Below are 18,970 nucleotides of genomic sequence, written 5' to 3'. Positions count from 1 at the left end.
GCAATGGAGCGATGGCGCTCGCTGCAAAAGACCACTCAAATTCGAGGTAAACGTCACGCAATCACGGCTGAGGGCTCCGGCAGCACCGGTCGCGATTCGCGTCGAAACTCCGAATCAAAACAGTGGCTGGATTAATGTCCGACACAATTCACACGCTCTCGACGACCGGAATGACGCCGAAGCGCCAGATCCAAAGCTGGACCGACGGACTCACGAGCCTGTGTGGGCATTTCGACGTCGATCCACTGGAGGCGTCCTCGCTCGAAGGCCGCATCGATTACACCTCCGTCTCTCGCTTGAAGCTATGCCAGATCGAGGTGAGTCAGCATCGCATCGCGCACACGCTGGCGCGCGCCAAGGCCAATGAACACCCGTACATCAAGATCCACTTCCAGACCTATGGCGTATCCTATTTCGAGCAGGAAGGCCGCCATATCGAAATCAATCCCGGCGACATCATCGCTTATGACGTCTCCTGTCCGCATTCGATCATCAGCCCCGCCTTCACCCGTCACGACGTCGTGATCGTGCCCAAATCGTTGCTGCGCGATCGGGGCTTCCCGTCGCAGCGGATGCCGGCCTACAAACTGTCGGCGAAGACCGGGACGGGGCGGATCGCTCATGACTTCGTCCATGCGACCTTCGATGAGGCGGCCAAGCTGTCGGCGAACAGCGCGGTCGGCGTCGCCGATTCGCTGATCGACCTGTTGCTGCTGCCGCTGCGCGAAGCCGATACGATGTTCGATCGCGTCGGGCCCGAGGCGATGTATGTGCGCGCGCAGTTCTTCATCCGGGAACACCTGCGCGATCCGGATTTGTGCATCGACCAGATCTCTGCCGAGCTCGGCTGCTCCAAGCGCTATCTGCACATGTTGTTCTCGGAGCGCGGCACCACGGTGAGCGACTACATCTGGCAGGCACGCTTGCAGAACTGCCGCCAGGAGCTCGAGGCCCACGCCGGCAAGACCATTACCGACGTCGCGTTCTCCTGGGGCTTCTCCAGCTCATCGCATTTCAGCCGCGTGTTCCGAAAATATTTCGGCGTTGTGCCGTCCTCGATCCACAAGGCGCAGCAAGCCGCGGCCGTCGCGGACGAGCATTAGACCGCCGCCGGCATGACTCCGGCGACAATGCCGCTCACGCCCCCGTCGCCATGTAGGGAATGCTGGCCAGGAGCGCGCCGAGCAAAACCGCGTTGCCGAGCATTCCGCTCCAGTGCAGTCGGCGCAGCCGACGCGGGGCCTCGGCATCGCCGGCATCCCTCGCGCTGAGCTGGTCGTCCATCCGTCGCATGAACCAGGGGCGTCCCCAGATCGCGAGGGCTGTGAGCATGCCGACGCCCAGTGCGGCGAGCAGGCGACCGTCGAGGAGCAGAGCCACCGTTCCGATGAGGCCGGCAACGCCCATGACCAGGAAGTGCGCGTTGAACATTCCGCGCAGCAATTGAGCGACGGGCTGGATATCGAGCCTCACCAGCAGGAAGGCCGGCGAGGCCAGCGTGAAATACCCCATTGGAAAGAGCAGGATGATCATAACGGCGACGGCGACTGCATCCGGTGTCATGCGATCGGCCCTTCTCGTCCGCGCCGTCGACGGTGCTGGCGGCGGCGCGCAATCATAGCGGGAAAGTGCGTTTTCCGACACTAGGCTTTTGGTCGGATGCCAGGCCGTGCAGAGGAGCTGGTCCGTTGCGCGATGCCCTAGCGGTCAAGCCGGCTCGAGGCCGAGCGACTTTGCGCTCTCGATCCAGATCGGCAGCTCGCGCTGATACAGCTCATTGGTCTCCTTGAAGCCGATCGCGGGCTCGAGCACGAAGGTCGCGAGAACCTCCTTCACTTTTGGATCGCTGTTGGCGGCGACGCAGAGCTCGGCGAGGCGGTCGACGACCGGTTGCGGCGTTGCCTTCGGCACGGCCCAGCCCGAGAAGCCGCTCACGGTGAAGAACTTCGACGTCGCGCCCTGCTCTGGGAGAGTCTTGATCGCCGGGATCGCGTCGACCTTCTTCGAATGCACCGCGAACACGGTGCCGCGATCGCTTTGCAGGACCGATTGCGCCGCCGTGTAGCTGCCCATGGCCGCATCGAGCGTGCCTTCCAGCATCCCCGTCCACATCGGCGCTTCGCCGCGATAATGGACCGGCTCGATGTTGAGGCCGTACTGCTTATTGAGCTCGTTGATCGTCATGTGCGGCGCCGAGCCCGCGCTGTAGGTGCCGAAATTCACCTTGCCGCTCTTGCGCGCGAAGGCGACGAAATCCTCCAGCGTCTTGACGCCGGTCTTGGGGTTCGCGATCAGCAGCAGGCCCGCGCCCGGGATGACGCTGACCAGCGTCAGATCCTTGTCCATGTCGTAGCCCGGATTCTTCATCACCACCCGGTTCATGATGAAGGTGGTCGAGATCGAGCACAGGATGGTGTGGCCGTCAGGCTCGGCGCGGGCGACTTCCGCGGTGCCGATCGCGCCGGAAGCACCCGGCTTGTTCTCGACGACGACGGTCTTGCCGACCTGCTTGGAGATGAATTCGCCATAAGCGCGCGCGAGCAGGTCGGTCTGCCCGCCGGCGGGATAGCTGCAGATCATGCGGATCTGCCGCGATGGCCACGTGCCCGATGTGCCTTGCGCCGAGGCGCTGCGCGAAACGAAAGGCAGAGCGAGGGCGCTGGTCCCGGCGGCAATGAAGTGGCGGCGATCGAATTTTGCGGACATGATTCCCTCCTGATTTTTATCGAACCTACTGCATCAGGCCGGCGCCACCATGGGCGACAGGCGAGACAGATTGGCGCATTCGAAAAGGAGAGGGCGGGCCGAATCTCCCGTCTGCCGGAAATCAGGCCTTCCGCATCATCCGCCGCCAGACGATCTCGGTCAGCGCCACCGCAATCTGGCCAAAAGTGCCGCCGATCAGCACGTTGACGATACGCTCCTCGGCAATGCCGCTGGCGCCGCCGGCAAAGGACGCGGCTAGCGCAATGAAGAAGCAGCGCAGGCCAAAGCCGACGACATAGCGGGAGAACGAGATCAGCGTGAGGGAGGCCGCGAGCACCGCGATCGCATAGCCGGCGCGGCTTTGCGGCAAGGCAAGGCCGGCAAGAAAGCCGAGCGGCACGCCGAGCAAGGCGCCGATCGCCCGCTGCTTCAGCTTGCCGGTGGAGGCCGTGAGATCGCCGACGACGACGCTCGCGGCCGACCACATCACCCATTGCCCCTGCGCAAGGTTCAGGATCTCGACCAGCGCCGTTGCGGCAAAGACCGCCATCGCGGTCGCGAGCGCGGGCAGAAACCATTTCGGCCGCGGGCGGTCCGAACGAGGTCGCGGCAGTGCCGCCCCGGCGCTGGTCGTAAATCTGGATGGCACAGACCAGCGCCAGTGCGATCGGAGAGGAGGCGATGATCACGCCGGCATGCCGCAGCGCTTCCGAGGCGCTGACGCCCTCCCGCACCTCGCAGGCGAGATAGACGGCGGGGATGAACAGCCAATTGCCGAGCGTGCGGAAATGCTCGCCATAGCGCGTGCCCGCGACAGCCAGGAAGCCGGCGAGCGCCGTCAACACCACGAACAGCGGCTTGACCGGAGCTGCGAGGAACAACGCGGCAAAGGTGGCGAGGATGGCCAGGTAGTGCCAGGCAATGACCTTCGGCGGAAAGTGTTGCCGGAGCGCCGGAATGAGCAGCGACACCGCGATGAGGCCGAGATTGAGCAGCGCCGTCTCACGCGCGATGAAATAGGCGGCGACCATCGGCCCGACCACGATCAGCGCGCGCACGAGCTCGGCGATTTTGACCTCGCGGGCGAGGAGATCGCGCAGGCCTGCGGCGGTGGGAATCGTGCGGGAATTCACGGGGCACCAAAGCGGCGAATGAAATGCCGAGCATAGCACGGAATGCTGCAGAAACTTTGCGTATGGCGCGGCGGCCTTTTCACGCTCTCGCTGTCATCGCCCGGCTTTGACCAGGCGATCCAGTACGCCGAGACGTTCGTGGCTCAATCGATAGGCCGCGGCGTACCGGATGCGTCGGCCAAGCCGGGGCAAGACGGTGGCGTGCGGGGCGGCGCTGCCGCTCGCCGCCATGATCGTCACCGCTGAATGATCTTCATCCAGACGTCGCCGAGGATCGCGGGCTCGCGTGGCGGCAAATAGGTGAGGCCGGCTTGCTTGGCGAACTCCGCGATCTTGCCCTCGGCGGCAAGCTCCGTCAGCGCCTTGTTGACCGCATCCATTAGCGGGCCATTGCTGGCGAGCCCGACATAGCCGCGATTGGCGCCGATCGGGTAGTAGTAGCCGGACGCGGTGACGGCCGTATCGGGATGCGCGGCGCGATAGGCGTCGAACCGGGCAAGATCGATCAGCGTCGCGTCATAGTCGCCGCGCTGGAGCGCGCCGAGCAGGTCGTCGCGGCCAGGGACGAGGTGGGTGATGTTGTCGATCAGGCGTCCCTTATCGAACGTCATCAGGACGGCATCGCCGAGCGAGCCGCTCTCGATTGCAAGGCGCAGGCCGGCGAGGTCGCCGATGTCACTGATCTCTCGGCCCCGCGCCTTCGGCCCCAGCACCACCGTCATCGGCGAATAGACGTAAGGCCGGCTTGGGGCGAGCACGCCGAGAGCGACCCGGCGACGCCTGTCGTCGCGTGTGGCGCCGGCAAAGTCGGGCAGGCGCGCCGTCGTCATACCGGGCTTGACCAAAGAATCCGTGGTCAGCGCGTAGCCGCCGACCAGCGCGCACCGCGCGTCGGAGAGCAGCGCGTTGGCTTCCAGCTGCGGGCTGGAATCCTCATCCAGCTTGCTCTCGAACCACTGGATCGTCAGCGCTCGCCCCATTCGCTGCGCGATCGCCTGTGCCAGCAGCACGTCGAAGCCGGCATCCGGCTTGCCCTTCCGATGCGCCGAGAGCGGCGGCCGGTCCTCGTCGAGGCAGATCTTGAGTGGATCGTCGGCCGCGCGCGCCGCGACTGTGGCCGCCACCGCGAGGATCGCGGCCGCGGCTGATGCGGCGAGCGAGCGCCTCACGGCTTCCTCCGGCTCGAGACGAAGGCCCAGAGATCCCCGATCTCGTCGTCGCTGAGGATGTCGCCCCAAGGCGGCATCTTGTTGTTCTTGCCGTTCTTCACGGTGCTGACGAAGCGCGGCTTGTCGTCGGGAAAGGCGCGCAGATCCGGCGTGATGGTGCCGGAATTCATCATATTGGGGCCGTGGCAGTGCGAACATTTCGAAGCGTAGGTCGACTTGCCATGGTCGATCTGCGCCTGCAGTGGATTGCCGGTTGCGTCGTCCGCGGCACGGACGGTCGCTGCAAGCGCGACCGTCAGTACCAGGGCGGTGGCGAAGAACGCCACCGTCTTGTGAGAGATGTCTTTCAGCATCGCGCAGCGGTTATTGCTTGACTGCAAAGACCCATAGCGAGCCGCCCGCCGGCACTCTCGCAAGCCGTTCGTCCCCCGAGAAGATCGAGTAGACGCCGCCATAGCCGCTGGTCACGGCGACATATTGCACGCCGTCCTGCTGCCATGTGATCGGTTGTCCCTCGATGCCCGAGCCGGTCTGGAACTGCCAGAGCTTCTTGCCGCTGTCGGCGTCGAACGCTTCGAACTCTCCGGTCAACGCGCCCGTGAACACGACACCACCCGCCGTCGACAACACGCCGGAGAAGCGGGGGATATCGCTCGGCGCCTCCCACTTCGCCTTGCCGGTCATCGGATCGATCGCCTTGAGGTGACCGCGCGGTCCGTCGGGCCAGTCCCAGAGGTCCGTCAGATCCATGCCGAGGTACCATTCGCCGGCCTTATAGGTCACTGGCTCCGTCTTGTAGTGACCGCCGAATGCGAGCGTGTTGGCATAGGCAAGTCCGGTCTGCGGATTGAACGACATCGGCTCCCAGTTCTTGCCACCGAGCAGCGATGGGTAGACCACGACCTTCTTGCCTTCGCGGGCATCCTTGCTGACGTCCGTCTCGATCGGACGGCCCGTCTTCATGTCGATGCCGGTTGCCCAGTTCACCTTCACGTAGGGATTGGCCGCGAGCAGCTTTCCGTTGGTGCGGTCGAGCACGTAGAAGAAGCCGTTGCGGTTGGCGTCCATCAGCACCTTGGTCGGCTTGCCCTCGACGTTCATGTCGGCGAGCACCATCTCGGCCACGCTGTCATAGTCGAACGGGTTGTTCGGCGAGAACTGGTAGTGCCACTTGATCTTGCCGGTCTTGGGATCCATCGCCAGCACGGAGCAGGTGTAGAGGTTGTCGCCGGGGCGCACCGCCGAATTGAACGGGCCGGGGTTACCGATGCCCCAATAGACCGTGTTCAACTCGGGATCGTAGGAGCCGGTGATCCAGGTCGAGCCGCCGCCGAGCTTCCAGGTGTCGCCCTTCCAGGTGTCGCCGCCGGGCTCGTCCGGCGAGGGGATCGAATAGGTCCGCCAGAGATGCTTACCCGTCGCCGAATCCCAACCGTCGATGAAGCCGCGGGTGCCGAATTCTGCGCCGGAGATGCCGGTGATGACGACGCCGTCGGCGACCAGCGGGGCCACCGTCATCGAATAGCCTTCCTTGATGTCGGCCGCCTTCTGCCGCCACAGCTCCTTGCCGTCCTTGGCATCGAGCGCGATCACATTGGCGTCGAGCGTGGTGCGGAACACTTTTCCATCGTAGAGCGCGGCGCCCCGGTTGATGATGCCGCAGCAGACGACGCGTGGCGTCTCGGCGGGATATTCGATCTTGGATTTCCAGATCTGCTTGCCGGTCTTGGCGTCGACCGCCATGGTTGCGTTGTGGGAGGTCACGTAGATCACGCCTTGGTACACCAGGGGCTGGGATTCCTCACTGCGATCGTCGTTGAAGGAGTAGTTCCAGACCGGGACGAGGTTCTTGATGGTATCCTTGTTGATCTGGTTCAGCGTCGAGAAGCGCTGGAGATTGTAGCCCATCCCGTAGTTGAGAACGTTCGATGTATCGGTCGCGCCCTTGACCAGTTGCTCGGTGGTCTGGGCGCCTGCACATGTCGATGCAAGCATGACGAGGCTCGCGGCCGTCGCAAAGCGTTTCATCCGTTCCTCCCAATATGCGCGCCTTTGGCGCTGCGACATAACACTCCGCCCGAATGTAAAACCCGTCAATACGAAAAGTCGAACGCGCGCTGCCGATGATGAGGTGGACGCCGGATGCGCCTTACGGAAACCTGACAATCGCCCCGCGCTTGCGTGCAGGCGCTGCAAAAATTCCGCGGCATGAAGCACCGGCGAGCGCGGACCGCAGTTTTCGGCAACCAGGTTCCGCGGGTTGTGCAGTGCGCAGCTTGCATTCCGGGCTTGAACCGGGGCAGGCTTGTGGACTGATGTCGTTCTCGCCCCGCGAGGATCGCGGCGCATGGCCAGGAGGTTTCGATGATGTCACGTCGCTCGATTGCGCTTGCACTCACGATTGCAGTGCTGTCCGGTCCAGCCTGGTCGGCTTCCGGCAACGCGGTGAAAATGTTCGACACCGACAATGATGGCACGCTCGACCTCGCGGAGGTGAAGAAGGCGGCGAGCGCATTGTTCGCCAAGCTCGATCCCGACCACGACGGTACGCTCGATGCGCGCGAGCTGCGCGGGCGGTTATCGGCGAAAGAGCTCGCCGCCGCCGATCCCGATCGCGACGGGACTCTCACGCTCGACGAATACCTGGCGCTGGTCGAGCAACGCTTCAACGCGGCCAATCCCGACAAGGACGGAACGCTGGATGCGAAGGAATTGAACTCGCGCGCCGGCCGCGCGCTGCTGCGCTTGTTGCGTTGAGTGCCTCAACCGGAACAAGCCCGACAACGGCGGACGCGAGCAATTCCGCTCCGACATCCGGAACATCGGGCTGCCCGGCCTGTTCTCTCCGCACCTCCGCCGGCGCCTGGGGCTGCGCGACGGGAGGGGAGGAGATGATGCAGATGAACACGAAACAATCCGTCCTTGCTGCATGCGCGATCCTGACGTTGAGCGCCGGTGTCGCCGTCGCAGGCCCCTGCAACACCGGTCGCGCAGCCAACGACAAGGATGCCGGCTCCGGTCCCGTCACTGTGGGCTCGGCGCAGTCGCATTCGTCAAGTTCAGCGAGCGACACCAGCCAGCATCCGCCGACCAGCACGATGAATCGCGCAAGCGGCGAGACGCCGGCCTCGTCGGAGGATGCGCAGCGGCAGATGCAGAGCGAGCCGACGGCGGCTCAGCAGGCCGAAGGTGCGAAGCCGAACACGGTGACGGCCGACGAGGATTGCTGACGGCGAGGCCCAGGGTCGTGTCGATTAGACGCGCGGTGCCGCACAAGCTGGCTCCCTGCGGGTCATCTTTGACCAGGAGGGAACCGGCTTTGCCCGAGAGAGAAATGTAGGCGCGAAGAATCGACACGGACCGGTATAGCATTCGAATCGAAGCTTGAACTATAGGAGAGCCAGCCCTAGGTTTTGCCCCGCGCGATGTCGCGCTGAATTCCTTGGGGAGATCCCGAATGGCCTGGAAAGCTCCGAAGATCGTGGAAGTGCCGGTCGGCATGGAAATCAACATGTACGCCTGCGCTGCGCGCAAGTAAGACCGACGACCTGCCGCGGCTCGATGGCGAACGCCATCGCAGCCGCGGTGGTGTTGCTGCCCCTCATAGCCGCGTCCCGCAGTTTGTCCTTGATGCTTTGCCGTTGACGCAAAGCCACACTTGTTCGGGCGCCGGGACTTCTCCTCCAAAATCCCGATCATGCTCTTGCCGCAATGTGTTACGCTGACCCTCAGTCAGCGTTGCTGCCACATCAAATCGGCGCGCCCATGCGGAAGGCGGGATGCGGATCGGAGCTCTCAGATTTTGGACGGCGGTGGCGTGCGGCCTCGCGGCTGCGCCGGCATGCGTCAGCGCGGGGGAGGGCTTCGATACCGAGCACATCTTCGGCTTCATGATCGGCACCGATGTCGGCAATCCCGGCGAGCGTGAATTCCAGACCCAGACCACGGGACGCTTCGGCAAGGGCGGCGGCACCTATCGCGCCCTCGCGCAGGAGGTCGAGATCGAGGTAGTGCCGCTGCCGAACTTTCGTATCGAGCTCGGCGGCACTGCCAGCTGGCACGACATCACCGGCGTCCCCGATATCGACGACCGTCGCCAGTTCAATGTCCAGGGCGCCTCGCTCGACTTGCGCTATCGCCTGCTCGACCGCGAGCGCGCGCCGTTCGGCCTGACCGTCGCCGCCGAGCTTCACGGCGACCGCATCGACGAGACCAGCGGGGCCAGGGGGCGGATGTATGGCACCGACTTCACGCTCGCCTTCGACCGCGAGCTCGTCCCGAACTTCGTCATCGGCGCGCTCAATCTGATCTATCAGCCGGAATGGTCGCGCTTCGAGGCGGCGGGAGTGTCCGAGAAGAGCTCCACGATCGGGGCGGCATTTGCCGGCCTGGTGCGCGTGCGCCCCAACGTGCTGCTCGGCGGTGAGATGCGCTACTTCCGGCAGTACGAAGGCATCGGCCTCGGCGAGTTTTCGGGCCAGGCCCTTTTCGTCGGGCCCACCGCCTATTTCCAGCTTTCGGAGCAATCGCGGCTCACTCTCAGCTGGAGCATGCAGGCCTGGGGACGGCCGGCGGGGAAGGGCGGCAATCTCGATCTCGTCAATTTCGAGCGGCATCAGGCACGATTGGTGTTCGGGGTGAATTTTTGAGACGAGGTCGTCATGCCGGGGCTTGCCCGCATATCCATGTTCTTTCGTCCCAGGGGGCAAGGCGTGGATGGCCCGGGACAGGGTTCGGCCGTGGCGATGCGGAAGCTTTGATGTTTCGCTTCGCATGGCGGCGCGGGGCGTAGCCAGTTCCCCATCCCTCACGCCGGTTTGAAACTTCCCCCTCCGTGGAACGTAACCTTTCATGCTAACCTTGATTGCCCCGCGAGTAAGGACCTGGCATGAATCCGATCGACCTTGTGGTGACTGTGTGTGCTGTGCTCTCGCCTGCGACCTGCGAGGAGCAGCATCTGGTGTTCAATTATGCGGGGTCGCCGCGGCAATGCACGATGGCCGCGCCGCCCTATATCGCGCAATGGATCGGCGATCACCCCAAATGGCAGGCGGTGCGGTGGCGCTGCGAATATCCGCATCCGAACGACAAGGCGTGAGCTGCCTGTACAGCCTTTAGTCCTCATGGTGAGGAGCCGCGAAGCGGCGTCTCGAACCATGCTGCAGCCGGACCGTGATCCTTCGAGACGCCTGCTCCGCAGGATGGGGGAGAGCCACTACTTCGTACAGTCCTTCAGATCCTTGTCAGCGATCGAGAACACGGCATCCGCCTTGATCTCGATATCGCGGACGATGCACTGTCGCGCATTGGGATAGCTGACCTTGGCGTCGTAGCGGCCGGGCTCGACGCCGGTGATGCGCAGCCGCTCGTCGTGGTCGACTTCCTTGTCCTTGTCGTTCAGGCACTGGTTCGGGCCCCAGTCGGTCTTGCCGGCGGGCGAGAGCTGAAAGCCGGAGATCGTCTGGGTCGTCAGATTCCAGAGCCGGATGCCCTTGCCCTTGGCCTGTGCGAGCGCCGCGCCCGGCATCGCAACGAGCAGGATGCCGACCGCAATCAGCGTAGGCCGCATGGTGAACCTCCCTCAGGCAATCTCGTTTGCTCCAGTTGACCACGAGTTCTCATTTCGATTCAAGCGGCAGCGCCGCCAGCTCCGCCCTGATCCTGCCAAGCTCGGCTTCGCTGCGCTTGGCGCGCGGAATCGGAATTGGTACCTCTTGCACGATGCGCGCCGGCCGCGGCGACAGGAAGAACAGGCGGTCGCCGAGACGGATCGCATCGTCGAGGCTATGGGTGACGAGCAGCGTCATCACCCGGCGGCTCGCGACCAGCGTCGCGATCTCCTCGCGCAAGCGGCCGGCGAGCGCGTCGTCGAGCGAGGCGAGGGGCTCGTCGAGCACGAGCAGATCGGGCTCGACCGCAAAGGCGCGGGCGAGCGCGACGCGGCGGGCGAGCCCCAGCGACAATTCGCCGGGAAAGTGACTGCGATGCGCCTCCAGCTCGAGGATCCTGAACAGCTCCGACAGTTTTGCGTCGGTGACATCAGGCGCCGCAAGCCGCACATTCTGCTCGACCGAGCGCCAGGGCAGCAGCCGTGGCTCCTGGAACACCATGCCGATCCGCGCCTGCGGCGGCCGCGCGATGTGACCCTCGAAATCGTGATCGAGTCCGAGGATGATGCGCAGCATCGTGCTCTTGCCGCAGCCGGATGGACCGATCAGCACGCCGACCTCGCCGGATTGAATCGCGAACTTGACCGGCGCCAGCACCTCGTGCGTTCCGCCCGCGGCACTCCTGAAGGTCTTGGCTGTGATCCCGACCTCAAGCCGCACGGGGGCGCCACCGGGTTGCGCGGGCTTCGAACGGCTGCACCAGCAAGGTCTCGATCACGAGCACGACGGCGGCGAAGGTCAGCGAATAGGCCAGTAGCCGCGGCGTATCGAACAGCTGAAAGGCGACGCCGATCTCGAAACCGACACCGTTGGGCCGGCCCAGGAGTTCAGCGACCAGCACGATCTTCCACACCAGCGATAGTCCGGAGCGGGCCGAGGCGGCGATATAGGGCGCAAGCTGCGGCAGCACGACGTGACGGAAGGCGCGCCAGCGCGGCATCGCGAACACGCTCGCCATCTCGTCGAGAGAACGGTCGAGCGCGCGTGTGCCCTCGCGCAAGGTGACAATGGCGGTCGGCAGCTTGTTGATGGCGATGGCAGCGATCGCGGCGGCCTCGGTCAGGCCCGCCCAGATATAGGCGAGCACGATCACGACCAGTGCCGGCAGATTGAGTAGCAGGATCAGCCAGGGATCGCCGAGCCGGTCGGCGAGCTTGACCCGTCCCATCAGATAACCGATGGCGCTGCCGACCGACATTGCAAGCGTGAAGGCGAGCGCGACGCGCGCCAGCGTCGCGCCAAGATGCAGGAACAACGCGCCGCTCGATGCCTCCGCGATCATGACCTGGAGCACGGCCGGCGGCGAGGGCAGCTTTGCGCCGCCGACGAACAGTGCAGCGATCCACCACATCGCGAGAAACAGGGCAAACGACAGAAGGCGCAGCACCTCAATCTCCGGGGACCGCGTGATAGAAGGTACCGGGATCGAGCTCCGACGCGGGGCCGACGAGGTCCCGCCCGCCGATCTCGGCCAGCACGCGGTAGAGCACGCGTGCATCCTTCTCCTCGTCGTCGATGCTCCGGCGCGGAATGCCGTCGCGATAGCGGTCGCGGTAGGTCTTGAGCATGCTGGCATCGTTCGTGCCGATCAGCGGCGCGATGTTGTCCCAGGCCTGGTCGGAGGTCACGAGCAGCTGCTTGGCCTTGCGGGCCATGGTGATGAAGCGCGCTACGGCATCCTTGCGGCTGGCCGCCCAATTCTCGTCAAAGACATAGCCGACCGCCGAGACGGCGCCCTCGGCACCCAGCTTCGGCAAAATGTCCTCGATGCCGGCGAGGCGGCGAAAACCTTTGGCCTCGAGCTGGGCGCAGAAATTCCAGAAATTGAGGCTCGCATCCATCTCGCCGTCGCGCGCTTTGGCGGCGATCAGGGGCGGCGCGCCATAGACGACGGTCGCTGCCGACTTGAGGTCGATGCCGTCCTGCTTCATCCGCGCCTGCAGCAACAGCCAGCTCTTGTCGATCGCGCCCCCGCCGACGCCAAGCTTGCGACCCTTCAAATCGGCCAGCGTCTTGATCGGCGAGGCCGCGGGCACCATCACCGCGCCAAGCGCGCTGGAATAGGGATAGAAGGTGAGCTTGGCGCCGAGCGCACGCTCGCGCGACACCCACAGCCAGTCCGACAGGATGATGTCCGCATTGCCGGCGCGCAGCGCGATCTTGCCGGCTTCGGGGCTCGCAAGCTCGGTGACCTCGAGGGACAGGTCGGCCTCCTTGTCGAGCCCGGCGCTGCGGATCGCGGCCAGCTCCCAGGAGAATGTTCCGGTCTTCTGCACCGCAAGGCGGATCGTATCCGCGGCGTGGCCGGGCGCAACCAGCGTCAGCACCAGCATCGCCGCGAGTGCAAGAGTTCGACCAAATGCTCTCATCACCTTGTGAGCCGTTTCCTCTGACAGAGTGCTTTTCAGGACAATACGCATAGCATAGCTTTGGTCGCAACCAGCGGGAGGACGCGCATGAATCTGGCCGGGCAGCTACGACCGATTGTCGCCGCATTGGCGGTGCTGGCGGCGACCGCTAGCGTGGCGCGGGCGGAAGAGGCCAATGACTATCCGACCTCGGCGCGCGCGGAATATGTCTATGGCTGCATGAAGGCGAATGGCGAAAGCCGCCAGTCCATTGAGCAATGTTCCTGCTCGATCGACGTGGTGGCGTCGATCGTGCCGTATGAGCGCTACGTCACCGCCGAGACCGCGCTCAGCATGTCGCAGGTCCGCGGCAATCTCGGCGTCCAGTTTCGCACCTCGGAGCAGGCGAACTCGGCAGTGAACGATCTGCGCCGCGCGCAGGCCGAGGCCGAGGTGAGGTGCTTCTGACGGCTAGCTTTGCGCCAACTGCATTCGTCATGCGCGGGCTTGTCCCGGGCATCCACGTTCTTAGGCTAGGTTCAAAGTTCGTGGATGGCCGGGACATAGTCGAGCGAAGCGACGCCGTCCTTCGGACGGCTCAGACCGCTGACAAACCCCGCCGTTTCTTTGGCGGGGTTTTTGTTTTGAGGGTGGGCTGAGGACCACTCAGGCCGGCACGGGCCTCGGGGCCAGGGCGAGAGCCATTTTCTTGATGTTCTGGGCGGCTGCGGCAAGCAGGCACTGGCAGGTGACAGCCAGTAGGCCGCGGAAGCGCGCGTAGCGATGACCATGGAGTTGCTTGGCGTCGGCAAAGGAGCGCTCAACCGTTTCCTTGCGGCGCTTGTAGATGCGCTTGCCCCAGGGTGTGAGCCGATGAGCATCGAGGCGTTCGCGCGCATCGGCCCAGACATGCCTGGTGATCAGGCGAACGGCGTTGCGGCTTGAGGTGCAGGAGGCCAAAAGCGGGCAGGTTTTGCAGATGGTCGGATCGCTCTGGTAGTGGCGATAGCCGGTGCGGTCGGTGGTGGCGTAGGCGAGCAGCTGGCCTTGCGGGCAGCGGTAGCCATCGACATCCGCCTCATAGGCAAATGCCTTATTCGCCATCATACCGGGGCGCGGCGGCGTTGGCCGACGATAGCCGGTGACGCCCAGAATGCCGCGCTGTTCCAGCCCTTGGGCGATGCCGGAGGTGGCATAGCCGGCGTCTAGCCCGACGGCTGCGACCTCGAAGTCAAAGCGTTGCCGTTGACGGTCGAGCCGGCCGAGATAAACGATCGAGTCGTGGACATTGGCAGGTGTCGCATAGGTATCGGTGATGATGCCGAGCTGACCGTCGACGGTGCGGTGATCCAGGTAGAAGAAGCCCTTCGGCTTGCCTTCGCGCACCATGTAGCCGGCCTCCGGGTCGGTCCGCGAGACCTTGGTCTCTTTCTCGGCCGGCTGGCGTTCTTTCTCCGGCAGCGGCTTCTTGCCGTGCGCGGCGCGATCTTGCTCGATCGCTCCATCCAGCGCATCCCAGTAGTCCGCGCGCGACTTGGCGATCACCGCGGTGTCATAGCGGTTCTTGTTGGCGTTGGCCTTCAGATGCGTGGAGTCGGTGTAGAGCACCGTGCCATCGACCAGCCCCTTGGCGATCGCCTGAGCCACGATCGCATCGAAGATGTCCTGCGCCACCCTCGTATCGGTGTAGCGCCGCCGCCGGTTCTGGCTCAGCGTCGAGGCGTCGAACACCGGATCGGTCAGCTTGAGCCCCAAAAACCAGCGATAGGCGACGTTGACCTCGATCTCACGCACCAGCTGCCGCTCGGAGCGAATGCCGAACAGATAGCCGATGAACAGAGCCTTGAACATCAAGGTCGGATCCAGCGGCGGACGCCCGTTGTCCGGGCAATAAAGTCCGGCAACCCGATCGTGGATGAACGAAAAATCGACCACCGCCTCGATCTTGCGAAGCAGGTGATCCTTCGGAACAAGACCGTCGAGACTGACCATCTCCCAGGCGGTCTGTTGCGGCAGCGGCTTCCTCAGCATGCCATCTTGAATCAAAAACCCCCGGCAAAAGCCAGGGGTTTGTCAGCGATCTGCGCCGTCCTTCGGACGGCTATGCCCGGCCATGACGACCGAGCGGCTTAAGTCCCCGGCTTCTCCACGTCCCACTCGTTGCGGAACACGTGTCCGTCCGTGTCCTTCGCTTCGGCGCGGAAACGCTTGGCGCCGTTGGAGACGTAGGTGAAGCGCAGATTGGGATCTTCCGAGATCGAGATACCGCCTTCCATCGACAGCACGGGGCTGTCGTCCTGCGTCAGCTTCAACTGGTTGACGAAGAAGGCGGGAATGTAGAGCTGGGTGACCTGGTCCATCTGCAGGCCGGAATTGTTGGGATGACCGATCATGATCTGCGCTTCGCGGACACGGCTCGCCGGCGCGTCCTCGCGCGCGAACTGCCGGTAACGCATCTGGCCGAGGCGGTTCTTGGCTTCCTCGATGTTTTTGCCCGCCGGCGCCGAGCAGCCGCCTGACGCCTTCACATAGACTTTCGAGACGTAGAGCTGGCCGTCGCTGAGCTCGGCCACCGCGTGGACGTCGGTGTAATTGTTGACGCGCACGCGCGTGGAGATCTCGGTGACGTTGGCATCCGCGCCGAGCTCGAACTTCGCCGCCATCGGTGCGGGGTTGCGGTCAATCACCAGCGTGATCGAACGGATGCGGCGGCTGTCAGCCGGCGACAGCTTGCTGCGCAGGGTCACCGGCACGATGGCGGCGTCCTCGGCGCGATAGGGCATCTCGATGCCGATGACATCGGCGCCGTCGTTCATCGGACGGCTGTTGAAAATGTCCTGTACCAGGCCCGGCCAGGGATCATAGGCTTCTTCAGCCTGCACCGGCCCGGCGAAGGCGAAGCCGAGAAGCAGAGCGATCAGGGGCAGGCGGTGTGTGCATCCCGTCATGGTCGTGGTCCCGTACGGTCGAAGCAGTCCGGGTCAGCGTAGCTGATCCCCGTCTGGCCCAGCGTAGCGCGCTCGCTACTCCCATTCAATTTCCGAAAATGCTGCGGTTGCGTTGCGGGCGTTGTAGTCGTCGAACAATTGCCAGTTAGGCCCCTCCTCAACGGCGGCCTTATTCGCGGCGGCCTGGATCGACTCGCCCTTCCTGTTCGATGCCCGGACGTCCGCCAGCAGTGTCGTGAGATAACGCCGTTCATCGGCCAGTGCCGTTGGCCATTCGCTCACAGGCCCGTGACCGGGAACGACGCGCTGCGCCGGGATTTTCTCGAGTTCCCCGAGCGTAGTGAGCCAGCCGCGGATGCTTCCGTCCATCACTGGAATATGGCGGAGGAAGACGAGGTCGCCCGCGAACAGCGTCTTGCTCGTCTCGTCGAACACGGTCAGGTCATTGTCGCTGTGCCCGGGCGGCCAGGCCCGCAAGCTCAGGCGACGCGCGCCGAGATCGAGGGTCAGCGTGTCTGACACAAGCATCGTCGGCGCGACGATCCTCACGGGGTCGATCAGCTCGCGGCCCATGATCCTTCTGAAATTGTCGAGATAATACGGCCCGCGGCTCGCCAGGGCTTGCGGCAGCTTGCTGTGGCCGACGAAGCTCGTCCCGTCAGCCACGAAGGCGGCATTGCCGAAGACATGGTCGGGATGACCGTGGGTGTTGATGACATAACGGATCGGCTTGGATGTATGGGCCCGCACGGCCGTCAGCAGCGCCTCGCCTTCGCGCAGGCTGCCGCCGGTGTCGATCACGGCCACCGCATCCTGGCCGACGATGAAGCCGACATTGGCGATGTCACCCTCGTTGTCGCGGGACATCAGGGCGATGGTCCCGGAGTGTACGAAGATTCCCGGTGCGACTTCGCTCACAGGCAATTCGGCCGCCCCGGCGCGTGCTAGCGTCGCTATCCCGAGCAGGGACAAGGCTGCGATCACGAGAACGATGCGAGACACTTTTCCGCCTCAGTTCAAAGGGCTTGCCGCATTGCACTGCAACAAAGTCAGCCAAGCAAAGTTTGGCAAACATGGCGCGTCATGCGTTGCATGGATAACATTCAAACAAAACGAGGAGGAAGCGCGATGACGGAGGCCGGACGACATCGTCGCTGGTTGGTTTCGCTGGTGTTGATGGTTGCGTCTTGCGTGATGAATGGCATCGCCGTCGCGCAAACGAACGAGACGGGCGATCTTTCGTTCGAGCTGGTTGATCCCAAAGTGCTGCGCGTCTGCGCCGACCCGCGCAATTTGCCGTTCTCCAACGAGAAGGGCGAGGGTTTCGAGAACAAGCTCGCCGAATTTTTTGCGGACAAGCTCCAGAAGAAGCTCGATTACGTCTTCTTCCCGCAAGCCACCGGCTTCGTCCGTATGACGCTGGGCGCGCATCGCTGCGATGTCATCATGGGCTTCCCGCAGGGCGACGATCTCGTCCAGGGCACCAATCCCTATTACCGCACGACCTACGCGCTGGTCGCCAAGACCGGCAGCGGGCTCGAGGACGTCGACACGCTCGAGGATCCGAAGTTGAAGGGCAAGCATGTCGGCATCGTCGCCGGCACCCCGCCGGCGACCAACATGGCGCTGGCCGGGCTGATGGGGGATGCAAAGCCCTATCCGCTGATGATCGATACGCGCTTCGACAATTCGGCGCAGGCGATGATCGACGACCTCGCCGCCGACAAGATCGACGCCGGCGTGCTGTGGGGACCGATGGCGGGATATTATGCGAAAAAGGCTGGCTCTTCGCTCCACGTCACGCCGCTGGTGAAGGAAACGACCGGACCAAAACTGGTCTATCGCATCGGCATGGGCGTCCGTCCCGCCGACCAGAACTGGAAGCGGCAGCTCAACAAGCTGATCCAGGAGAACCAGGGCGAGATCAACAAGATCCTGCTCGACTTCGGCGTGCCGCTGCTCGACGAGAGCGACAAGCCGCTCGGCGCTGAGACGACCAAGAAGACGCCATGAGGCGGCAGCTTGCCGCTGCGCTGGTCACCGCCATGCTGGTCGGGCCGGCGTGCGCGCAGCAGCAGGAGCCGTTCGAGCCCGAAGGCTATCGCACCGACAATTACCGCGCGCCGGTGCCGGCGACGCTCGAAGGCGCGCGCCTGCTGACGACGGCAGAGGCCGAAGCGATCTGGCGTGCGAAGAGCGGCGTCTTCATCGACGTGATGCCGCGTGCCCCGAAGCCGAAGAACCTGCCCGCAGGCACGGTGTGGCGAGATGCGCCGCGCAAGAACATTCCGGGCAGTCTCTGGCTGCCGGACACCGGCTACGGCGCGCTGCCGCCGGCGATGGACGATTATTTCCAGCGCGGCCTCGCGCAGGCATCGCGCGGCGACAAGGCTGCGTTGCTGGTGATCTATTGCCTCGCCGACTGCTGGATGTCGTGGAACGCCGCCAAACGCGCATTGGCTTATGGCTATGCCAACGTCGCCTGGTACCCCGATGGCACCGACGGCTGGGAGCGCGCGAAACTGCCAACCGAGGAGGCGCAGCCCGAGCCGCGCCCTGAGCAGTAGGAGATAGGGCGTCATGGCCGGGACAAGCCGGACAAGCCCGGCCATGACGCCGCGTCAGACGCGGGGGAGAGGTGAAAAACCCAGCTCTACTGTTTCTGCAGCTTGGTCAGCGTCCCCGTGCCGTTGGTGTCGGTCGCGGAGTAGCTGACCCTGTCGCCCGCATGAACTGCATCCAGCATCGCGGCGTCCTTGGCCTTGTACTCCTGCAGCGCGCCGGCGCCGCCTGCGCTGCCGCCGACGGTGCCCTTCTGCGTCTGCTGGATCGAGATCGTGTTGTTGAGCCGATCGATTCGCGTGACCATTCCGGTCATGTCATCAGCAAGAGCGCTGGTTGCAAGGATGCCGAGGGCCGCAGCGCCCGCGAAGATGAATTTTGCAGTTCCCATCGAGGCCTCCCGACGTCTTGGAGTTCAGTTCGACAAGACATCTT

Annotated in this window: 25 protein-coding genes; 11 read left to right on the top strand and 14 right to left on the bottom strand. The window is 64.2% G+C overall.

The features are described 5' to 3' along the window. Nucleotides 1-134: 134 nt before the first annotated feature. Nucleotides 135-1,103 carry a helix-turn-helix domain-containing protein gene (locus AC5V87_RS29905; RefSeq protein WP_495368607.1) on the top strand — a complete coding sequence of 323 codons (969 nt, stop codon included), beginning with the start codon at nucleotides 135-137 and terminating at the stop codon, nucleotides 1,101-1,103. A 34-nt stretch (nucleotides 1,104-1,137) separates the two neighbouring features. Here the strand turns inward: AC5V87_RS29905 and AC5V87_RS29900 are convergent, their stop codons facing one another. The 3 genes from AC5V87_RS29900 to AC5V87_RS29890 all read right to left on the bottom strand — a co-directional run bounded on the left by AC5V87_RS29900 (nucleotide 1,138) and on the right by AC5V87_RS29890 (nucleotide 3,256). After that, nucleotides 1,138-1,563: a hypothetical protein gene (locus AC5V87_RS29900; protein WP_456836844.1), complete on the bottom strand. Its 426-nt coding sequence runs from the start codon at nucleotides 1,561-1,563 to the stop codon at nucleotides 1,138-1,140. Between the two features lie 144 nt (nucleotides 1,564-1,707). Continuing rightward, complete coding sequence (locus AC5V87_RS29895; protein WP_456836845.1) at nucleotides 1,708-2,706, bottom strand: Bug family tripartite tricarboxylate transporter substrate binding protein; 999 nt, start codon at nucleotides 2,704-2,706, stop codon at nucleotides 1,708-1,710. A 121-nt stretch (nucleotides 2,707-2,827) separates the two neighbouring features. Next, a complete protein-coding gene (locus AC5V87_RS29890) occupies nucleotides 2,828-3,256 on the bottom strand; it encodes an FUSC family protein (protein ID WP_495368606.1) in 429 nt (142 codons plus the stop codon). 145 nt (nucleotides 3,257-3,401) lie between these two features. On the opposite strand from AC5V87_RS29890, the gene AC5V87_RS29885 reads away from it, so the two are divergent. Together AC5V87_RS29885 and AC5V87_RS29880 are read left to right on the top strand one after the other, a co-directional pair. After that, nucleotides 3,402-3,875, top strand: a complete 474-nt coding sequence (locus tag AC5V87_RS29885; protein ID WP_495368605.1) for a hypothetical protein — start codon at nucleotides 3,402-3,404, stop codon at nucleotides 3,873-3,875. 6 nt (nucleotides 3,876-3,881) lie between these two features. Next, on the top strand, nucleotides 3,882-4,085 hold the full coding sequence (locus AC5V87_RS29880) for a hypothetical protein (RefSeq protein ID WP_495368604.1): 204 nt from the start codon (nucleotides 3,882-3,884) through the stop codon (nucleotides 4,083-4,085). On the opposite strand, the gene AC5V87_RS29875 is transcribed toward AC5V87_RS29880, so the two are convergent. From AC5V87_RS29875 to AC5V87_RS29865, 3 genes are read right to left on the bottom strand one after another with little or no spacing between them, the layout of a single operon-like run. Continuing rightward, nucleotides 4,076-5,008, bottom strand: coding sequence for a substrate-binding periplasmic protein (locus AC5V87_RS29875; RefSeq protein ID WP_495368603.1), 933 nt, complete (start codon nucleotides 5,006-5,008; stop codon nucleotides 4,076-4,078). The two genes, AC5V87_RS29880 and AC5V87_RS29875, sit on opposite strands and share 10 nt — an antisense overlap. Beyond that, complete coding sequence (locus AC5V87_RS29870; protein ID WP_495368602.1) at nucleotides 5,005-5,361, bottom strand: c-type cytochrome; 357 nt, start codon at nucleotides 5,359-5,361, stop codon at nucleotides 5,005-5,007. The genes AC5V87_RS29875 and AC5V87_RS29870 overlap by 4 nt, the downstream gene beginning before the upstream one ends. Before the next feature lie 10 nt (nucleotides 5,362-5,371). Further along, nucleotides 5,372-7,036 carry a methanol/ethanol family PQQ-dependent dehydrogenase gene (locus AC5V87_RS29865; protein WP_495368601.1) on the bottom strand — a complete coding sequence of 555 codons (1,665 nt, stop codon included), beginning with the start codon at nucleotides 7,034-7,036 and terminating at the stop codon, nucleotides 5,372-5,374. 336 nt (nucleotides 7,037-7,372) lie between these two features. On the opposite strand from AC5V87_RS29865, the gene lanM reads away from it, so the two are divergent. From lanM to AC5V87_RS29840, 5 genes are all read left to right on the top strand, one after another. After that, on the top strand, nucleotides 7,373-7,765 hold the full coding sequence (gene lanM, locus AC5V87_RS29860) for a lanmodulin LanM (RefSeq protein WP_456836852.1): 393 nt from the start codon (nucleotides 7,373-7,375) through the stop codon (nucleotides 7,763-7,765). A 143-nt stretch (nucleotides 7,766-7,908) separates the two neighbouring features. Continuing rightward, nucleotides 7,909-8,238, top strand: a complete 330-nt coding sequence (locus AC5V87_RS29855) for a hypothetical protein (RefSeq protein ID WP_495368600.1) — start codon at nucleotides 7,909-7,911, stop codon at nucleotides 8,236-8,238. A 227-nt stretch (nucleotides 8,239-8,465) separates the two neighbouring features. Further along, nucleotides 8,466-8,546, top strand: a complete 81-nt coding sequence (gene pqqA, locus AC5V87_RS29850) for a pyrroloquinoline quinone precursor peptide PqqA (protein ID WP_012029362.1) — start codon at nucleotides 8,466-8,468, stop codon at nucleotides 8,544-8,546. 241 nt (nucleotides 8,547-8,787) lie between these two features. Beyond that, nucleotides 8,788-9,657 (top strand): DUF6662 family protein, encoded by an 870-nt coding sequence (locus AC5V87_RS29845; protein WP_495368599.1) that lies wholly within the window; start codon nucleotides 8,788-8,790, stop codon nucleotides 9,655-9,657. A gap of 239 nt (nucleotides 9,658-9,896) precedes the next feature. Continuing rightward, nucleotides 9,897-10,106, top strand: a complete 210-nt coding sequence (locus AC5V87_RS29840) for a hypothetical protein (RefSeq protein ID WP_456836855.1) — start codon at nucleotides 9,897-9,899, stop codon at nucleotides 10,104-10,106. 117 nt (nucleotides 10,107-10,223) lie between these two features. Here AC5V87_RS29840 and AC5V87_RS29835 read toward each other — a convergent pair whose 3' ends face one another. Genes AC5V87_RS29835 through AC5V87_RS29820 form a run of 4 tightly spaced genes read right to left on the bottom strand, consistent with a single transcriptional unit; the run spans nucleotide 10,224 to nucleotide 13,046 of the window. Further along, a complete protein-coding gene (locus tag AC5V87_RS29835) occupies nucleotides 10,224-10,577 on the bottom strand; it encodes a hypothetical protein (protein WP_495368598.1) in 354 nt (117 codons plus the stop codon). Between the two features lie 49 nt (nucleotides 10,578-10,626). After that, entirely contained in the window at nucleotides 10,627-11,337 is a 711-nt protein-coding gene (locus AC5V87_RS29830; protein WP_495368597.1) for an ABC transporter ATP-binding protein, read from the bottom strand. Beyond that, nucleotides 11,327-12,064 carry an ABC transporter permease gene (locus AC5V87_RS29825; protein WP_495368596.1) on the bottom strand — a complete coding sequence of 246 codons (738 nt, stop codon included), beginning with the start codon at nucleotides 12,062-12,064 and terminating at the stop codon, nucleotides 11,327-11,329. The genes AC5V87_RS29830 and AC5V87_RS29825 overlap by 11 nt, the downstream gene beginning before the upstream one ends. A 1-nt stretch (nucleotide 12,065) precedes the next feature. Continuing rightward, nucleotides 12,066-13,046: an ABC transporter substrate-binding protein gene (locus AC5V87_RS29820; RefSeq protein ID WP_495371972.1), complete on the bottom strand. Its 981-nt coding sequence runs from the start codon at nucleotides 13,044-13,046 to the stop codon at nucleotides 12,066-12,068. Between the two features lie 87 nt (nucleotides 13,047-13,133). Here AC5V87_RS29820 and AC5V87_RS29815 point away from each other — a divergent pair, with 87 nt between their 5' ends. Further along, nucleotides 13,134-13,493 (top strand): hypothetical protein, encoded by a 360-nt coding sequence (locus AC5V87_RS29815; RefSeq protein WP_456836859.1) that lies wholly within the window; start codon nucleotides 13,134-13,136, stop codon nucleotides 13,491-13,493. Nucleotides 13,494-13,691: 198 nt separating this feature from the next. Here AC5V87_RS29815 and AC5V87_RS29810 read toward each other — a convergent pair whose 3' ends face one another. The 3 genes from AC5V87_RS29810 to AC5V87_RS29800 all read right to left on the bottom strand — a co-directional run bounded on the left by AC5V87_RS29810 (nucleotide 13,692) and on the right by AC5V87_RS29800 (nucleotide 16,975). Continuing rightward, nucleotides 13,692-15,056, bottom strand: a complete 1,365-nt coding sequence (locus AC5V87_RS29810) for an IS1182 family transposase (protein WP_495368595.1) — start codon at nucleotides 15,054-15,056, stop codon at nucleotides 13,692-13,694. A 98-nt stretch (nucleotides 15,057-15,154) separates the two neighbouring features. Continuing rightward, nucleotides 15,155-15,973: a quinoprotein dehydrogenase-associated SoxYZ-like carrier gene (locus AC5V87_RS29805; protein ID WP_495368594.1), complete on the bottom strand. Its 819-nt coding sequence runs from the start codon at nucleotides 15,971-15,973 to the stop codon at nucleotides 15,155-15,157. 75 nt (nucleotides 15,974-16,048) lie between these two features. Beyond that, complete coding sequence (locus tag AC5V87_RS29800; RefSeq protein ID WP_495368593.1) at nucleotides 16,049-16,975, bottom strand: quinoprotein relay system zinc metallohydrolase 2; 927 nt, start codon at nucleotides 16,973-16,975, stop codon at nucleotides 16,049-16,051. A 126-nt stretch (nucleotides 16,976-17,101) separates the two neighbouring features. Here AC5V87_RS29800 and AC5V87_RS29795 point away from each other — a divergent pair, with 126 nt between their 5' ends. Both AC5V87_RS29795 and AC5V87_RS29790 read left to right on the top strand, forming a co-directional pair. Further along, nucleotides 17,102-17,986 carry a substrate-binding domain-containing protein gene (locus AC5V87_RS29795; protein ID WP_495368592.1) on the top strand — a complete coding sequence of 295 codons (885 nt, stop codon included), beginning with the start codon at nucleotides 17,102-17,104 and terminating at the stop codon, nucleotides 17,984-17,986. Continuing rightward, the gene (locus tag AC5V87_RS29790) at nucleotides 17,983-18,540 is read left to right on the top strand and encodes a PQQ-dependent catabolism-associated CXXCW motif protein (protein ID WP_495368591.1); all 558 of its coding nucleotides are present in this window, start codon (nucleotides 17,983-17,985) and stop codon (nucleotides 18,538-18,540) included. The genes AC5V87_RS29795 and AC5V87_RS29790 overlap by 4 nt, the downstream gene beginning before the upstream one ends. 86 nt (nucleotides 18,541-18,626) lie before the next feature. Here AC5V87_RS29790 and AC5V87_RS29785 read toward each other — a convergent pair whose 3' ends face one another. After that, a complete protein-coding gene (locus AC5V87_RS29785) occupies nucleotides 18,627-18,926 on the bottom strand; it encodes a copper-binding protein (RefSeq protein WP_495368590.1) in 300 nt (99 codons plus the stop codon). Nucleotides 18,927-18,970 lie beyond the last annotated feature (44 nt).

The organism is Bradyrhizobium sp. SOJA106 (genome assembly GCF_059448745.1).
This window is presented reverse-complemented; position numbering and strand designations above follow the sequence as displayed.

Bases quoted from the DNA above. Each gene is read 5' to 3' on its own strand.
- AC5V87_RS29905 (WP_495368607.1), top strand. From the start codon at position 135: ATGTCCGACACAATTCACACGCTCTCGACGACCGGAATGACGCCGAAG.
- AC5V87_RS29900 (WP_456836844.1), bottom strand. From the start codon at position 1,563: ATGACACCGGATGCAGTCGCCGTCGCCGTTATGATCATCCTGCTCTTT.
- AC5V87_RS29895 (WP_456836845.1), bottom strand. From the start codon at position 2,706: ATGTCCGCAAAATTCGATCGCCGCCACTTCATTGCCGCCGGGACCAGC.
- AC5V87_RS29890 (WP_495368606.1), bottom strand. From the start codon at position 3,256: ATGGCGGTCTTTGCCGCAACGGCGCTGGTCGAGATCCTGAACCTTGCG.
- AC5V87_RS29885 (WP_495368605.1), top strand. From the start codon at position 3,402: ATGCCGCAGCGCTTCCGAGGCGCTGACGCCCTCCCGCACCTCGCAGGC.
- AC5V87_RS29880 (WP_495368604.1), top strand. From the start codon at position 3,882: ATGCTGCAGAAACTTTGCGTATGGCGCGGCGGCCTTTTCACGCTCTCG.
- AC5V87_RS29870 (WP_495368602.1), bottom strand. From the start codon at position 5,361: ATGCTGAAAGACATCTCTCACAAGACGGTGGCGTTCTTCGCCACCGCC.
- AC5V87_RS29865 (WP_495368601.1), bottom strand. From the start codon at position 7,036: ATGAAACGCTTTGCGACGGCCGCGAGCCTCGTCATGCTTGCATCGACA.
- lanM (WP_456836852.1), top strand. From the start codon at position 7,373: ATGATGTCACGTCGCTCGATTGCGCTTGCACTCACGATTGCAGTGCTG.
- AC5V87_RS29855 (WP_495368600.1), top strand. From the start codon at position 7,909: ATGAACACGAAACAATCCGTCCTTGCTGCATGCGCGATCCTGACGTTG.
- pqqA (WP_012029362.1), top strand. From the start codon at position 8,466: ATGGCCTGGAAAGCTCCGAAGATCGTGGAAGTGCCGGTCGGCATGGAA.
- AC5V87_RS29845 (WP_495368599.1), top strand. From the start codon at position 8,788: ATGCGGATCGGAGCTCTCAGATTTTGGACGGCGGTGGCGTGCGGCCTC.
- AC5V87_RS29840 (WP_456836855.1), top strand. From the start codon at position 9,897: ATGAATCCGATCGACCTTGTGGTGACTGTGTGTGCTGTGCTCTCGCCT.
- AC5V87_RS29835 (WP_495368598.1), bottom strand. From the start codon at position 10,577: ATGCGGCCTACGCTGATTGCGGTCGGCATCCTGCTCGTTGCGATGCCG.
- AC5V87_RS29820 (WP_495371972.1), bottom strand. From the start codon at position 13,046: ATGAGAGCATTTGGTCGAACTCTTGCACTCGCGGCGATGCTGGTGCTG.
- AC5V87_RS29815 (WP_456836859.1), top strand. From the start codon at position 13,134: ATGAATCTGGCCGGGCAGCTACGACCGATTGTCGCCGCATTGGCGGTG.
- AC5V87_RS29810 (WP_495368595.1), bottom strand. From the start codon at position 15,056: ATGCTGAGGAAGCCGCTGCCGCAACAGACCGCCTGGGAGATGGTCAGT.
- AC5V87_RS29805 (WP_495368594.1), bottom strand. From the start codon at position 15,973: ATGACGGGATGCACACACCGCCTGCCCCTGATCGCTCTGCTTCTCGGC.
- AC5V87_RS29795 (WP_495368592.1), top strand. From the start codon at position 17,102: ATGACGGAGGCCGGACGACATCGTCGCTGGTTGGTTTCGCTGGTGTTG.
- AC5V87_RS29790 (WP_495368591.1), top strand. From the start codon at position 17,983: ATGAGGCGGCAGCTTGCCGCTGCGCTGGTCACCGCCATGCTGGTCGGG.
- AC5V87_RS29785 (WP_495368590.1), bottom strand. From the start codon at position 18,926: ATGGGAACTGCAAAATTCATCTTCGCGGGCGCTGCGGCCCTCGGCATC.